The sequence below is a fragment of the Sphingomonas oligophenolica genome (genome assembly GCF_006438955.1).
GTDB classification, from domain to species: Bacteria; Pseudomonadota; Alphaproteobacteria; order Sphingomonadales; family Sphingomonadaceae; genus Sphingomonas; species Sphingomonas oligophenolica_A.
The window spans coordinates 13,518-27,771 of sequence record NZ_RCZK01000016.1 but is presented as its reverse complement, the minus strand read 5'-3'; the positions used below and the strand labels follow the sequence as shown (position 1 = coordinate 27,771).

General features: G+C 64.7%; 14 protein-coding genes. 9 read left to right on the top strand and 5 right to left on the bottom strand.

Going from position 1 to position 14,254, the window contains the following annotated elements:
- From EAH84_RS14205 to EAH84_RS14195, 3 genes are all read right to left on the bottom strand, one after another.
- Nucleotides 1-742, bottom strand: a 742-nt coding sequence (locus EAH84_RS14205) for a recombinase family protein (RefSeq protein ID WP_161978412.1), incomplete at its 3' end; no start/stop codon positions are given.
- Nucleotides 739-1,152, bottom strand: coding sequence for a DUF2924 domain-containing protein (locus EAH84_RS14200; protein ID WP_140872654.1), 414 nt, complete (start codon nucleotides 1,150-1,152; stop codon nucleotides 739-741). The genes EAH84_RS14200 and EAH84_RS14205, both read right to left, overlap by 4 nt.
- A complete protein-coding gene (locus EAH84_RS14195) occupies nucleotides 1,149-1,649 on the bottom strand; it encodes a DUF3489 domain-containing protein (RefSeq protein ID WP_140872653.1) in 501 nt (166 codons plus the stop codon). Before EAH84_RS14195 ends, EAH84_RS14200 begins: the two co-directional genes overlap by 4 nt.
- Before the next feature lie 807 nt (nucleotides 1,650-2,456).
- On the opposite strand from EAH84_RS14195, the gene EAH84_RS14190 reads away from it, so the two are divergent.
- A complete protein-coding gene (locus EAH84_RS14190; protein WP_140872652.1) occupies nucleotides 2,457-2,654 on the top strand; it encodes a hypothetical protein in 198 nt (65 codons plus the stop codon).
- Between the two features lie 251 nt (nucleotides 2,655-2,905).
- On the opposite strand, the gene EAH84_RS14185 is transcribed toward EAH84_RS14190, so the two are convergent.
- A complete protein-coding gene (locus EAH84_RS14185; RefSeq protein WP_241656626.1) occupies nucleotides 2,906-4,030 on the bottom strand; it encodes an oxidoreductase in 1,125 nt (374 codons plus the stop codon).
- Nucleotides 4,031-4,332: 302 nt separating this feature from the next.
- On the opposite strand from EAH84_RS14185, the gene EAH84_RS14180 reads away from it, so the two are divergent.
- Genes EAH84_RS14180 through EAH84_RS14145 form a run of 8 tightly spaced genes read left to right on the top strand, consistent with a single transcriptional unit; the run spans nucleotide 4,333 to nucleotide 13,374 of the window.
- Nucleotides 4,333-5,721 carry a uracil-xanthine permease family protein gene (locus EAH84_RS14180; RefSeq protein ID WP_140872651.1) on the top strand — a complete coding sequence of 463 codons (1,389 nt, stop codon included), beginning with the start codon at nucleotides 4,333-4,335 and terminating at the stop codon, nucleotides 5,719-5,721.
- Nucleotides 5,718-6,533, top strand: a complete 816-nt coding sequence (locus EAH84_RS14175; protein WP_140872650.1) for an alpha/beta fold hydrolase — start codon at nucleotides 5,718-5,720, stop codon at nucleotides 6,531-6,533. Before EAH84_RS14180 ends, EAH84_RS14175 begins: the two co-directional genes overlap by 4 nt.
- The gene (locus EAH84_RS14170) at nucleotides 6,530-7,471 is read left to right on the top strand and encodes an ABC transporter substrate-binding protein (protein ID WP_140872649.1); all 942 of its coding nucleotides are present in this window, start codon (nucleotides 6,530-6,532) and stop codon (nucleotides 7,469-7,471) included. The genes EAH84_RS14175 and EAH84_RS14170 overlap by 4 nt, the downstream gene beginning before the upstream one ends.
- A 1-nt stretch (nucleotide 7,472) precedes the next feature.
- The gene (locus EAH84_RS14165) at nucleotides 7,473-9,851 is read left to right on the top strand and encodes a xanthine dehydrogenase family protein molybdopterin-binding subunit (RefSeq protein WP_140872648.1); all 2,379 of its coding nucleotides are present in this window, start codon (nucleotides 7,473-7,475) and stop codon (nucleotides 9,849-9,851) included.
- Complete coding sequence (locus EAH84_RS14160) at nucleotides 9,848-10,327, top strand: (2Fe-2S)-binding protein (protein ID WP_140872647.1); 480 nt, start codon at nucleotides 9,848-9,850, stop codon at nucleotides 10,325-10,327. The genes EAH84_RS14165 and EAH84_RS14160 overlap by 4 nt, the downstream gene beginning before the upstream one ends.
- Nucleotides 10,324-11,145, top strand: a complete 822-nt coding sequence (locus tag EAH84_RS14155; protein ID WP_241656625.1) for an FAD binding domain-containing protein — start codon at nucleotides 10,324-10,326, stop codon at nucleotides 11,143-11,145. The genes EAH84_RS14160 and EAH84_RS14155 overlap by 4 nt, the downstream gene beginning before the upstream one ends.
- Before the next feature lie 26 nt (nucleotides 11,146-11,171).
- The gene (locus EAH84_RS14150) at nucleotides 11,172-12,815 is read left to right on the top strand and encodes a UbiD family decarboxylase (RefSeq protein ID WP_140872646.1); all 1,644 of its coding nucleotides are present in this window, start codon (nucleotides 11,172-11,174) and stop codon (nucleotides 12,813-12,815) included.
- Nucleotides 12,802-13,374: a UbiX family flavin prenyltransferase gene (locus EAH84_RS14145; RefSeq protein WP_140872645.1), complete on the top strand. Its 573-nt coding sequence runs from the start codon at nucleotides 12,802-12,804 to the stop codon at nucleotides 13,372-13,374. Before EAH84_RS14150 ends, EAH84_RS14145 begins: the two co-directional genes overlap by 14 nt.
- 18 nt (nucleotides 13,375-13,392) lie before the next feature.
- Here EAH84_RS14145 and EAH84_RS14140 read toward each other — a convergent pair whose 3' ends face one another.
- Complete coding sequence (locus EAH84_RS14140) at nucleotides 13,393-14,124, bottom strand: GntR family transcriptional regulator (RefSeq protein ID WP_140872644.1); 732 nt, start codon at nucleotides 14,122-14,124, stop codon at nucleotides 13,393-13,395.
- Between the last annotated feature and the right edge of the window lie 130 nt (nucleotides 14,125-14,254).

Genomic DNA, 14,254 nt, shown 5'->3' with positions numbered 1-14,254 from the left:
AGGCAGGCCGCTTGAGGATGGCGTAGAGCTGGCCCCGGGTAAACGCGACACCGCCGAACGCCCGGCCGCTGCTGGTCATGGTCCGCAGCGGCACCCTGATCCGCTCGCGCGCGAGCGCCTGGCCCAGCAGCCTGACGTTGCCAAGGTCGAGGTAGCGCGCAAAGATGTCCCGGATGACCGCGGCATGATCCTCGACGATGGCGAGGCTGCGGCCATCGGGTCGATAGCCGAGCGGCGGTGTACCGCCCATCCACATGCCCTTGGCCTTGGACGCTGCGATCTTGTCGCGGATCCGCTCCGCGGTGACCTCGCGCTCGAACTGCGCGAACGACAAGAGCATGTTGAGGGTCAGTCGGCCCATGCTGGTGGTGGTGTTGAACGACTGGGTGACCGAGACGAACGAGGTGCCCGCCGCATCGAACGCCTCGACCAGCTTGGAGAAGTCGAGCAGCGAGCGGGTCAGCCGGTCGACCTTGTAGACCACGATGATATCGACATGCCCGGCGCGGACCTCTGCGAGCAAGCGCTGGAGGGCAGGGCGCTCCAGCGTGCCGCCCGACAGCCCGCCATCGTCGTAGATATCGGGGAGCGGAGACCAGCCCTCGCTTGCCTGCGAGAGGATATAGGCAGCGCACGCCTCGCGCTGGGCATCGAGGCTGTTGAACGCCTGCTCGAGCCCTTCCTCGCTCGATTTGCGGGTATAGATTGCGCAGCGCACCCGGTGAGCATGCCCGGGCGTCATGCTGCGAGCTTGCGCTTGAGGCCGAAGAATGCGGGGCCCGACCAGCGCGTGCCGGTGATCGCGCGCGCGACCTCGCTCAGCGAGCCCCAGTCGCTACCATCCCAGCGGATGACGCCGTCATCGCCGACCATCACCACATGGACCTTGCCCGCCCATTCCCGGACCAGCCTCATGCCTGGTACCGTGGCGCTGGTGCGGGTCTTCGCTGCCGCCAGCTGATCGAGGGTGCGGCTGGTCTCGCGCGACAGCCCGCCGAGGCAGCGGGCCTGGATTTCCCAGGCAAGCGCGAGCCGCAGCATCGCGGGACTGACCTTCGGCAGCGGCGTGCCGGTGAGATCGCACCACCGGGATTTCAACGCCGTCGACGACAGGGTTTCCAGCGCGGCGACCTCGTCCTCCACCCGGCTCATTGCGCCGCCACGATGCGGTAGCAGGTGGCGTCGTCGCGCTTGCTGCGCTCGATCGCGTGCCCCGCCTTGCGCAGGCCAGTCAGCGCCGCACGGGTCGTGTGCGGCAACCACTCGGTCACCGCGATCAGTTCGGGCATCGTAGCACCATCGGCGCGGCTAAGCAGCGCGATCACCCCGGCCTTCTTGCTGGTCGTGGGTGGTGCCGCCGTCACGATCGGGGCGTCGCCAGCGTCGCCGGATTCGTCCTCGATGCCGATCGCCGCGAGCCCGGCCGCGGTGGCGAACACGCCGAACCGCAGGTCGCCGTCAGTGCGGTGGATGGCGGCTGCGTCGCTGGTATCGCGCTCCTCGGCGAACCCGCCAGCGAGCATTTGGCTGATCGCCTTGGTGATGCGCGCGCCCGCGCTCAGCGAGTCCGGCAGCGGCAGCAGGCTGCCTCCCTCGCGCTGGGCTGCTGCCGCCAGCAAAATACGCATCGTGTCGTTGAGCTTGGTCATCTGTGGTCTCCTCATCGAGACCCGCGTCAGAGCCGGTCCCACCACCTGCAGCCCCGCCCGATCGCATCGGCAGGGCAGGGCGCTCACGCTTCAGCGCTGCGACTCAACGATCCGCTGTTCGCTCTGGTGGCGGGCGAAGTCGAATGCTTTGTGTGAGACGGCTGACTGAGCTGCTGCCGGTCCGATGGACACGAGGTTAAGTTATCCACAGTGTAATCTGGTCGACCATCTGAGCGTCCTCCAGCAGTGAAGATCGGTGGATTAAAACTCTCGCTAGTGCAGTTGAATTCCGATCGCCGCAGGTAGATTGTCCAGCAATGCCCCAACCCAATCTATGGACCGACGCCGACGAGGCCGAACTTAGGCGCAGAAATTCAGCGGGTCAGAGGGCCGACGTGATCGCCGTGGCGCTCGGGCGCACGACGCGGGCAGTTGAGCTAAGATCGGGGCTTCTTGGCCTGCGCCCCCCTCGCGGCGGCAGGTAAGTCGTTATTATAAGCGGTTCGATGGCTGAGACCGAGCTTTCGAGCCCGATGCTTAATGGCTTCGGCCGATCGACAAAGCTGCGCAGGCAGTTGATCGGCGGGTATCGTTTCCCACGATCGTATAAGCACTTGGTCCTCCGCTTCGATCCAATGTCTCCCGGGGGGCAAGCTGAAGATGACGCTCATGCTGGAACGGTAAGTGATCTACCCTGGGCTCCGCAACGCCGTTAAGGTCGATTCGCTTGATGCAGAAAGACCCGTCTCGATAATTCGCGCCATTCGCCGCTTCCCCTTTCGGCGACATCCCTGCTAGCGCGCCAGCATGCTCAGAACCCGGATCAAACGAAACGCCCTAAACGACGCGCGGACGATAGCTTGCCTCGCCGACATCGAGGCCTCGATACTGGCGCTTAAAGACGAGGACCTGCTGGACCTCGCCGATATCTTCTCGGACTCCACTCAGACCCCGCTCGCGCGTTTAGCCGCCGCAGAAATGGCTCGAAGAAATATCACGCTCTGACGACGGGGGAGTCCTGGTTGTGAATAAGCGTCGAAGCGGGACCCTAGCCACACTCAAGGTAACAAATTGTAAAGTCAGAAGAATATGAGATTAGATGTGTCCCGATCAGCGCCGATCGGGACCCCCTTAAAATCCATATTAATATCCGTTTTCAAGTAGTTATACTGCAAGCTTATGGGGTCCCGCTTGGACGCTTATCCACAGCGCTACGCTGCGTGAGGCCGCGTTTAGCCCAGCGCAAAATTACCGCGTCAGCTGCCGCACAGGGCCGTTTCTAAGATCTCCATCACCGCCAAGGCTTCGGATGCTGGCACCGGATTCGCTCCTTCCCCGCGAATGGCAGCGGCGAGCGCAGCCCAAAACAAGCGGTAATCTCCGCGGTCGTTGGCGACGGCATTGGAAACGCCGTTCGCGTCAGTAAATTTGCCCTCGATCGGATCTCGTCCCCAGTCGCCGCCGGGCATGTGGCCTGCCACCGTCGCGGACTCCTGCGGATCGACGCCGTGCTTAATCCAGCTCCCTCTTGTGCCGTGGACCGCGAACCGCAGACTGTGGTCGGCCGCCAGCTTGCTCGAACGCAGCACGACGCGACGGTGCGGATAGCGAAGGACGACGTTAAAATAATCGGTTGCGAGTGACCCCTCGCGCAGCGTGGCAATGTCCGCGCTGATCCCGCTTGGCGTGCCAAACAGCTGGAGCGCCTGATCGACGAGGTGCGGGCCAAGATCGAGCCACGATCCGCCGTCGCGCGCTTCCTTCCAGGTGGCGGCGGGGACCGGACGCCACCGATCGAAATGGCTTTCGACATGCGCGATCTCGCCTAGGATCCCGTCGCGAATGAGCCGACGCAACGTTAGGAAATCTGCATCCCAGCGACGATTATGGAAGACGGTGAGCAGGCGCCCGCGAGTGACGGCTTCGGCGGCCACCCGGCGGGCATCCGCGAAGGTCGTGGCGAACGGTTTGTCGACGAGCACGTGCTTGCCCGCGCGGATTGCCGCGAGCGCATGCTCGGCATGCAGCAGGTCTGGACTGCTGACAACGACCAGGTCGATCGCCGGTTCGGCGAGCAGAGCTTCGACGGTGGGCACGACCCGCATGGCAGGCAGGTCGGAGCGCACCTTGGCCGTATCGCGCGACACCACCGCCCGCAGCGCCATGCCCGGCGTGGCAACGATATATGGTGCGTGAAAGGCCCGTCCGCCGAGGCCGTAGCCAATCAGGCCGACCCCTATTTCATTACGGTCCATCACTACGCGATCATACAGCGCGCTCGATGGGAAGCAATTGGCGTGGTGACCATCGTCGATACGAACGGCATCGACTTGAAGATCCTTCCACGGTTCAGAAGTAGCCACATCGGCATGCCATGCCAAAATGCATCGTCATGCATCTGCGGTGGGTATCGTGATCGCGAAATTCAGGAGGAAGCACGAGCCCGCTAGGCGGGGGTGTGTAATTATAGCGGTGCTACCGTCGACGGAGGCGTCCAAATAGCGTGTGCCGCGCAAACAGTCGGCTTTCGCCGTCGATCCGATGTCAAGCATTGACGCGCCATCAGATCGTTGGCATTGATCGGATTGTCATACAGTAAGACGAACGATGAGATGGGGGCGAGCGTGATCGAGCGGATTGAATCTGGCTTTGCCGCACTAGCTTGCCCCAAGGAGCTGGGAAGTTGAGTGGCCGCTCCGACTTAGCGTCGGTTTTCGATGTATCGATCCATGAACCGGTGCCTTGGCGCGACGCTGTTTTGATGGGGCTTCAAAACGTTTTCGTCATGACCGGAGTGTTCGTTTTCCCGGGCATCTTGGGACGCTCGTTCCACCTCCCTCCTGAGGTCATTGCCGACCTTTATACGGCAACGTTCATCGGATGCGGCGTCACAACGCTACTCATGGCCGGGGTGATCGCGAAATTCCCGCTGATTGCGGGACCCTATGCCGGGGTATTCGCGGCACTGGTGACCTTTGGTCATATGCCCGGCAGCGACCTCGGCGCGGCCTTCGGATCGTTGTGCGCCGCCTCGCTCGCCTGGTGCCTGCTGACGATCCCAATTCGCGGCAAGAGCGTCGTGATGCTGCTCGCTACCGCGGTGCGCAATCCCGTGATCACGGGGTCGATCGTGATGCTGGTCATGATGCAGATCGCCGATCTCACGTTTCCGCACTGGATCGGCAAGCCCGGGGATCCGACCTTCCCGCTCGTCAATCTGGGCTGTGGCTTGGTGACCGCCGTGGTGCTTGTCGCCCTGATCATATCCCCGATCGTGATCCTGCGGCGGTTGTCGCTGCTCATTGCGCTGGGCTGTGGCACGCTGGTGTTCGAAATGTTCGCGACCATCGACTTCGGCGCGGTCGTGCGCGCGCCCTGGTTCGTGATGCCGCACCTGTTCGCGTTCGGCTTCTCGTTCAACTTCGAATACGCGCTGGTATTCTTCCTTGTGCTGGTGGCAGTGAACATACAGACGATCGCGCTGATGAGCGCGGTCGGGGAATGGGCGGAGGTTCCGGTCACGCCCGCCAGACATACCCGCGGCATCCTTTCGATGATGTTGGGTTCCGCGCTTGCATCGACCATCGGCACATTCAGCATGATTCCCTATCCCGCGTGCGTAGCGCTCTTGCGTTCCACGCGTGTGGCGTCCCGTTATGTAACGATGGCGACCGGCGCACTGCTCATTGCGATCGGGTTTTGCAGCAAGATCGATTTCCTCTTTGTGGTGTTGCCCGTCCCCCTTCTGGGTGCAGCGGCGACGGTGCTGTTCGGGATGGTGTTCCTGCACAGCGTGGAAATGCTGTCGCATGTGGAGTGGGAGCCCCGTCGGTTGGCGATTACGGGCTTCGCGCTGATGCTCGGCTTCGGCTGCAATTTTCTCGAGCCCGAAGTGCTCAAGCCCTTGCCGCTCGTCGTCGCGCTGCTGTTGCAGCAACCCACGATCGTCGGGGTAACGACGATGATCGTGCTGGGGGCGATCATTCCCAAGCTTAAGCCGCCGATCACCCATCACGTCGGCGCAGAGGCTCCCTTTATCGATCCTGCGACGGTCGCGGAGCCGCAACCATGAGCGACCTTGCCGATATCAAACGTGCGCGGATGCGCGACGGCGTCGAGCTGTCGTATCGGATTATCCCAGGAACCGGGTCGGCGCGGTTCGTGCTGATTCATTCGTTGGCGATGGACATGCAGTTTTGGGCGCCGGTGGCGGAGCGACTCGCTGGAGTCGGCGACGTGCTGATTTACGATTGTCGCGGACACGGTGCGTCGGGCCGCGGCGGAGCACCCTATTCGGCGGCCCAGTTCGCCGATGATCTGGCGGAGCTGCTCGCGGTGATCGGATGGGACGACATTATTCTCGCAGGCGCGTCGATGGGCGGCTGCATCGCGATCGCGTTCACTGCGCGCTACTGCCCGCGCGTCCTGGCGCTCGGGTTGGTCGACACGACCGCCTGCTATGGCCCCGCGGCCCCCGCCCAGTGGGAGGAGCGCGCGCAGAAGGCGCTTACCCAAGGGTTGGGTGCGCTGGTCGGCTTCCAGACGAGTCGGTGGTTTTCGGCGGGCTTCGCCGCGGCCAATCCCGAGGTGGTGCAAGGCGCGATCGACGTATTCCTCGCCACTGACCGAGATGCCTATGCCGAGACCTGCCGGATGCTTGGTCGCGTCGATGAACGCGCCGCGCTGCAGCTGTTCGCGATGCCGACGCGCATCCTCGTCGGCTCCGATGATTATGCGACCCCGCCCGCGATGGCGGAAGCGATGCAGCAAACCATTGCCGGTGCAAAACTGACCGTGCTCGATGGCGCGGCCCATCTGACCCCGTTGGAGCGGGTCGACGATGTCGCGGCCGCGTTGCTGGCGTTGAACGAGGATATCCGATGAGCGAGCGTAAGAGTCTGTCGGTGATCGCGTTTCCGGGCGCGCCGAACCTGCCCGTGTTCGCCGCGATGGCCCACGGCTGGTTCGAGGCGGCGGGCATCGATCTGCGCTTCGAAACGACGCCGAGTTCGGTGCATCAGTTCGAGCAGTTCGGCGTGGGCAATTTCGACATCGCGTTCACCGCGTTCGACAATGTCGTCGCCTATCAGGAGGGCCAGGGTGCGGTCGAGCTCGATTCTGCACCCGATTTCCGGGCGATCCTCGGTGCCACGCAGATCGAACTCAGTCTGGTCGTGCAGCCCGACATCACCTCAGTCGACGATTTGCGCGGGCGCAGCCTTGCCCTCGACGCGGTCGGCACCGGGTTCGCCTTCGTGCTGTACGGCATGCTAGAGGCGATGGGATTGTCCCAGAGCGACTATACAGTGGTTCCTGTCGGGGCGACCCCTGCGCGCTGGGCGAGCGTGCGCGATGGCATGCACGCTGGAACGATCACGATCGAGCCGTTCACCAGCATCGCGCGCGCGGCGGGGTTCACCGTGCTCGCGCGCAGCGGCGAGACCTATCCTACCTACCAGGGCGGGGTGATCGCGGTACGGGACCGGTGGGCGCGGCAGCATGTCGACCTGACGGAGCGGTTCCTGCGCGTGTATCGGCAGGGCTTGGCATGGGTGCTCGATGCCGCCAATCTCGAAGCGGCCAAGGCGCTCCTCGTGGAACGCATGCCCGAGATCAAGCCGCAGGCGGCAACAGCGGTGATGAGCAGCCTTTTATCACCTCGATCGGGACTTACCCCCGACGGCGGCATCGGGTCGGCGGGCGCTGAACAGGTCCTCGCCTTGCGGACCCGGTACGGGCCGGAAGGACGATCACTGGCACCGGTCGCGCGATATTGCGACATGTCCTATTGGAAGCGCGTGGCCGCTGAGGGCGTTGCCTGACATGCCCAAGCTCGACATTCTGGGCGCACTGCGTTCGGTCGGCCAGCCCATGCGCCGCAAGGAGGACCAGCGCCTGATAACGGGTCAGGGCCAGTTCACTGACGATTTCACGATGCCAGATCAATGCTGGACGGCGATGGTGCGCTCGCCCTATCCGCATGCCGCGATCCGCGGCATCGATGATCGCGGGGCGAGGGCATTGCCCGGCGTGATCGCGGTCCTGACCGGGAGCGATGCGCTGGCCGACGGGATCGGCCAAATTCCCCATAATCCGGTTCCCTCGACGCGGTTCGACGTCAAGCTGACCGGGCGCGGGGGTACGCCGATCTACATCGGCGAGCATTTCCTGCTGCCGGTCGACCGGGCGCGCTACGTCGGCGAGGCGGTTGCGATGGTTGTGGCTGAAACACGCGAGCAGGCCCTCACCGCCGCCGAGGCGGTGATCGTCGACTGGGATCCGCTGCCCTGGGTCGCGGGGACTCGCGAAGCGGCGGCGGATACCGCGCCGCCGGTGTGGGACGGGCTGCCCGACAACATCCTGGTCGACGCGACCTTCGGTGACGAGGCGGCGACCGATGCTGCGTTTGCCGCGGCGGAGCATGTCGTGAGTGCGACGATGGCGATCGGGCGTGTCACGGGGGTTCCGCTCGAGCCCCGCGCGGCGCTCGGCTGGTTCGACCCGGAGACCGAGCGCTACACATTGCGCGCGGGCAGCGGTGGCGCGGTGCGGCAGAAACACGAGCTGGCGACGGTGCTTGGGGTCGATCCGGAACAGCTCCGGGTGATCTCGCTCGACGTCGGGGGCAATTTCGGCACGCGCAACCGTGCCTATGTCGAGTTCGGGCTGGTGCTGTGGGCGTCGCGGCGCGTCGGTCGCCCGGTAAAGTTCCGGGCCGATCGCAGCGAGAGCTTTTTGACCGATTATCAGGGCCGCGATCTGGTCGTGACCATCGCGTTGGCAATCAATGCCAGCGGCCGGTTTCTCGCGATCCGATCGGACAACCTCAGCAACGTCGGGGCGCGCTGCGTATCGCTATCTCCGCTCAGCAAGGGATCCGGACTGATCACCGGTTCCTACGACATTCCGGTCGCGACGCTTCGATCGCGCGCGACCTTTTCCAACACGATGCCGACCCAGGCGTACCGCAGCTCGGGGCGACCCGAGGTGACTTTCGCGATCGAACGGCTGATCGACAAGGCCGCCCGCGAGCTGGGTTTTGATCGGCTTGAGCTGCGCCGTCGCAATCTCGTCGCTCCTTCGCAATTCCCGTATCGCAACGCGGTCGGGTCGCCCTACGACAGCGGCGAATACGAGCGAAACATGGACCGTCTGCTCGAGATCGCCGACTGGACGGGCGCGCAGGAGCGGCAGCGCCAGGCCCGGGCGAACGGGATGCTGTACGGCGTGGGCTTCGCGAATTACGTCGAAAGCTCGATCGGAAGCCCGAAGGAGCGCTGCGACATGATCGTGGCGCCCGACGGCACGGTCGAGATCGTCATCGGCACCCAGCCCGCGGGGCAGGGGCATGAAACCAGTTTCGCGCAGGTGGTCGCCGATCTGCTGGGCATTGCGTTCGACGACGTCACGGTGACGCTCGGCGATACCGATGTGGTAACCGGCGGCGGCGGGACGCATTCGGGGCGATCGATGCGGCACGCCAGCACGGTGATCGCGCTGGCCGCGCAGGACCTCGTCGAGCGCGCCGCCGCGCTCGCCGCCGCGCATTTCGAGGTGACGATCGACGAGGTGACCTTCGATACCGGCGTGTTCGGCGCGCGCGACACCAACCTCAGCTGCGACTGGGCGGAACTCGCCCGCGCCGCCGCGCACGAATCGGCTGAGGGGCTGCGGGTGCGCCGCGATAACGAGATGCACCAGCCCGTCTTTCCCAACGGCTCCGCGATGTGCGAGGTGGAGATCGATCCCGAAACTGGCGGTATCGAGATCACGCGCTACACCACGGTCGACGACGTCGGCCGGTGCATCAACCCGATGATCGTCCACGGCCAGACCCATGGCGGTATCGCCCAGGGGGTGGGGCAGGCGCTGTGGGAGGGCTGCACGATCGATCCCGACAGTGGCCAGCCGCTCGCCGGATCGCTCACCGACTACGGGATGCCGCGATCGGACAATATGCCCTCGTTCGTGACCGAGATCGCCGAGGTGATTTCGCCGACCAACCCGTTCGGGGTGAAGGCGGGCGGCGAGGGGGGAACTACCCCCGCGCCTGCGGTCATCATGAGCGCCATCGAGGATGCGCTCGCCCCGCTCGGTGCGATCGAGATCGAGATGCCCGCGACCCCCAACCGGATATGGCGCGCGATCCAGACCTTGCGCGATCGCCAGCCCCAGAACGCCCAGATGGAGTGCGCCCAGTGATTGCCGTATCGATGACCGTCAACGGTGCGCGGGTAACGCGAGACATCGATGACGCCACGCTATTGTCGGATTTTCTGCGCGAGGAGTTGCGGCTGACCGGCACCCATGTCGGCTGCGACACCACCCAATGCGGATGCTGCGTCGTCCATCTCGATGGGCTGTCGGTCAAATCCTGCACCGTGCTCGCTGCGCAGGCGGAGGGCGGCGCGGTGACGACGATCGAGGGGTTGGCGACCGCGGAGGGGCTGCACCCAATGCAGCGGGCGTTTCGCGAATGCCACGGCCTGCAATGCGGGTTCTGCACCACGGGTCAGATCATGGCGGGCGCCGAGCTGATCGCGTCGTGGCAGGGGCCGCTCGACGAGCACCGGGTGCGCGAGGAGATGGAGGGAAACCTCTGCCGGTGCACGGGCTACCACAACATCGTCAAGGCGATCCTCGCCGCGCGTGACGAGATGGACTTGCCCGACGCATGACGATGTACCCCTTTGCCTATCGCCGTCCGACCACACTCGCCGAAGCGCGCGCGATGTTCGCGAACGGTGAGGATGCCGCCTTCCTGTCGGGGGGCCATACGCTGCTGCCGACGATGAAGCAGCGGCTGGCGTCGCCGAGCGACCTGGTCGATCTTACTGGGATCGCGGAACTCTCCGGGATCGAAGAGGTACCCGGCGGCATCCTCGTGCGCGGCGCGACCACGCACGCGACGGTGGCGGCCTCGCCGATCATCGGGGCGCTGATCCCGGCATTGGCGGGATTGGCGGGTTCGATCGCCGACCGTCACGTCCGGCATCGCGGCACGATCGGGGGATCGGTCGCGAACAACGATCCCGCCGCCGACTATCCCGCCGCGGTGCTCGCGATGAATGCCGTCGTCATCACCGACCGTCGCCGAATCGCGGCCGACGATTATTTCACCGGCCTCTACGAGACCGCGCGAGAGCCAGACGAAATCGTGACCGGCGTGCTCTTCGCGCGCTCCCGATCCGCTGGCTACGCCAAATTCCGCAATCCCGCCTCGCGCTATGCGCTTGCGGGCGTGATGGTGGCGCGCGTCGACGACCGGGTGCGCGTCGCCGTGACGGGCGCCTATTCGACCGGAGTGACGCGCGTCACTGCGTTCGAGGAGGCGCTGGACGCCGATTTCCGCGCGGGTGCACTCGACGCGCTCGTGGTAGACCCTGCGCTGCTCTTGTCGGACCCTGCCGCCGATGCCGAATATCGCGCAAATCTCATCAAGGTGCTGGCTCGGCGCGCGGTCGATGGCCAAGGCGAAGTTAGGATTTACAAATGAGCCACCGGACGGCCGAGGGAGCAGCAATGAACCACCAAGAGGGCGCGCCGCGGGATCTGCAGGAGCATATCCGGCGGCTTGAAGAGCGTGGCCTTCTCACGCGCATTCAGCGTCCGATCGACAAGGACACCGAACTCCATCCCCTCGCCCGGTGGCAATTTCAGGGTGGCCTTGATGAGGCCGACCGCCGTGCGTTTCTCTTTACCGACGTGATCGACGCCGCGGGCCACACCTACGACATCCCGGTGCTGGTCGGCGGGCTCGCGGCGTCGCCCGACATCTATGCGGTCGGGCTGGGGTTGACGGTCGAACAGATCGGTCGCGCGTGGACCGACGCGATCGCTGAACCGATCCCACCGGTGACGGTGACAGAGGCAATCTGCCAGGAGGTAGTTATTACCGGCGAGGCGCTGACGCGACCCGGCGGGGGACTGTCGCGCCTTCCTGTGCCGATTTCGACCCCTGGGTTCGATTCAGCTCCGTATCTGACCGCGACGCTGTGTGTGACGCGCGATCCCGACAGCGGTGTCCAGAACATGGGCACCTATCGCGCGGCGCTCAAGGCAGACGACCGCCTCGGCGTGCGCATGGCCAGCCGCCTGTCGGGTGCCGGTGGCTATCTCCACTGGGAGAAATATCGCGCACGCGGCGAGCAGATGCCGTGCGCGATCGTGCTCGGCTGCGCACCTGCGGTGCTGTTCACCGGTCCGCAGAAGCTGCGCATCGACGAGGACGAGATGGCGGTCGCGGGCGGTCTGATGCGATCCGCGGTCGAGGTGGTGCGCTGCAAGACGGTTGATCTAATGGTGCCGGCACGCGCAGAGATTGTCATTGAGGGTCTGATCGATACCGACATGCTGGAGCCGGAGGGGCCGTTTGGGGAAAGCCACGGCCACGTCGCGCTCGAAGACTTCAACATGTCGATGCACGTCACCGCGATCACGATGCGCGCGGCACCGGTGTTCGTCTCTATCATCAGCCAGGTAACCCCAAGCGAATCGTCGGTGCTGAAGCGGGTCGCGTACGAGCCGCTGTTCCTCGAACATCTTCAGCGGACGCTTGGCGTGCGCGGGGTTAAGCGGGTGGTGATGCACGAGCCGCTGACCAACCTGCGCAAGGTACTCTTCATCCAGTTCGAGCGCGGGACACCGCAGGCCGAAATCTGGCGCGGGATGCAGGGTGCCGCGACGTTGCAGGCGCAATGCGGCAAGCTCGTCATCGCTGTGTCGGAGGATATCGACCCTGACAACGCCGATGCGATCTTCTGGTCGCTCGCCTATCGCGCGGACTTCATGAAGGATCTGCAGGTGACGGCCTATCGATCGAGCGGGCACGGCCCCAAATCGGGCCGCGCGCCCACCGAGGGCACGCTGATGATCGACGCCACCTTGAAGCATGATATGCCACCGCTGGCGCTGCCCGCGGAACGCTACATGACGAACGCGCGGAAGATCTGGGAGGAGCTGCAACTGCCTCACATCACGCCGAGTCCGCCATGGCACGGCTATCATCTGGGCGATTGGGACGATCGCTGGTCGGGCTACGCTGACGCCGCGGTGGCCGGTGACTGGCGCACTACGGGCGAGCGCACTTGGGCACATCGCGAGGCGGGGCTCAAGCCGGAAACGCCAGTGCGCGAGGCGGATCGGTCGGGCCATGGTAATGGTTGAGGTCCGCCAGCGACTCGTCGTCGGGATCTCCGGTGCCTCGGGTGTCATCTATGGTATCCGCGCGCTGCAACGCCTCAGTGAACTGGGCATCGAGACCCATCTGATCATGTCGCGCGCCGCCAAGATCACACTGGCGCACGAAACCGACTTGAAGGTCGCGGCGGTCGAAGCGATGGCCGACGTCGTCTACAGTCCGGACGACATCGGCGCGGCGGTGTCGAGCGGGTCGTTCGCTACGATGGGGCTGCTGGTCGCGCCGTGTTCGATCCGGACGCTGTCGGAGATCGCGACCGGGGTGACGTCGTCGCTGCTACCGCGGGCGGCGGATGTCGCGCTGAAAGAACGCCGCACCGTCGTCTTGATGGTCCGCGAGGCGCCCCTTCATGCCGGGCATCTCAAGAGTATGTTGGCGGCCAACGACATGGGTGCGATCATCGCCCCGCCGGTCCCCGCATTCTACACCCGGCCAGCGTCGGTGGACGACATCGTCGATCATTCGGTCGGTCGTGCTCTCGATCTGTTCGGACTGCGGATCGACATTCCGCGATGGCGTGAATAGCGGCGGCGGGCCGCTGCGCTACCCCGTAAGATTTGCCGACCGGCGGGGCGGCGCAATCTCGTCTTCGGTTACCTGATCCTGCGCGGCGAAGGCGGATGCCGCCGCACTTTCGACATGCGCGTGGGCTGCATCGCTCGCCGCGCCCGCATCGCGCGCGGCAATCGCCGCAAGGATCGCGTCGATTTCCCGAACGCTCTGCTGCTGGCGCTCCTTGCGCGCCAGTGAGGTGCTGCGGAGCTGGGACGTGCGAAGGGTGAGTCGGTTGATGAAGTCGAACGCCAGATTGTTGCGCGCGCCCGAGCATAGGCAGTCGTAAAACGCACGCTTCGCCTTCAGGATCTGTTCGACCGATCCCGATCGATAGGCCTTCTTCAAGGTAAGACCCAGCGATGCCAGCTGCGCGAACTCGTCGTCGATCGCGTGGTCGATGAACTGTCGCGCCACGAGGGCCTCGAGCACGCTGCGGATGCTATAGGCGTTCGACGCGTCTTCGCGAGTGAGCGTTCCCACCATCAACCCGCGATTGGCGGTGTGGGAAAGAACCCCAAGTGCCTGGAGCTCGCGGAGCGCCTCGCGCAGCGACGTCCGGCTGACGTTGAGCTGTTCGCATAGATCACGTTCGATCAGTCGGGTGCCGGGCTTCAGTATTCCCGCCTCGATCGCGCTGCGTAGCGCGGCAATGATCTGGTTTCGCAGCGGTGCCGATTCATATCGTAACGGTGCCAGCTTCATCCCTGTATCAACAGCCATTGCTACTATGTCCCCTGCGGAGGGCGTGTCCCCCGGCGTTCATCGTCAGTTGGACAAATGGAATAGCCCGACGACCGGTCATAGCAAGCTCTTGCGGAGCCATTACCCATTTTGTATGTCATACAATCAT

Coding starts and splice junctions, on each gene's coding strand:
- EAH84_RS14200 (WP_140872654.1), bottom strand. CDS start 1,152: ATGAGCCGGGTGGAGGACGAGGTCGCCGCGCTGGAAACCCTGTCGTCG.
- EAH84_RS14195 (WP_140872653.1), bottom strand. CDS start 1,649: ATGACCAAGCTCAACGACACGATGCGTATTTTGCTGGCGGCAGCAGCC.
- EAH84_RS14190 (WP_140872652.1), top strand. CDS start 2,457: ATGCTCAGAACCCGGATCAAACGAAACGCCCTAAACGACGCGCGGACG.
- EAH84_RS14175 (WP_140872650.1), top strand. CDS start 5,718: ATGAGCGACCTTGCCGATATCAAACGTGCGCGGATGCGCGACGGCGTC.
- EAH84_RS14170 (WP_140872649.1), top strand. CDS start 6,530: ATGAGCGAGCGTAAGAGTCTGTCGGTGATCGCGTTTCCGGGCGCGCCG.
- EAH84_RS14165 (WP_140872648.1), top strand. CDS start 7,473: ATGCCCAAGCTCGACATTCTGGGCGCACTGCGTTCGGTCGGCCAGCCC.
- EAH84_RS14155 (WP_241656625.1), top strand. CDS start 10,324: ATGACGATGTACCCCTTTGCCTATCGCCGTCCGACCACACTCGCCGAA.
- EAH84_RS14150 (WP_140872646.1), top strand. CDS start 11,172: ATGAACCACCAAGAGGGCGCGCCGCGGGATCTGCAGGAGCATATCCGG.
- EAH84_RS14145 (WP_140872645.1), top strand. CDS start 12,802: ATGGTAATGGTTGAGGTCCGCCAGCGACTCGTCGTCGGGATCTCCGGT.
- EAH84_RS14140 (WP_140872644.1), bottom strand. CDS start 14,124: ATGGCTGTTGATACAGGGATGAAGCTGGCACCGTTACGATATGAATCG.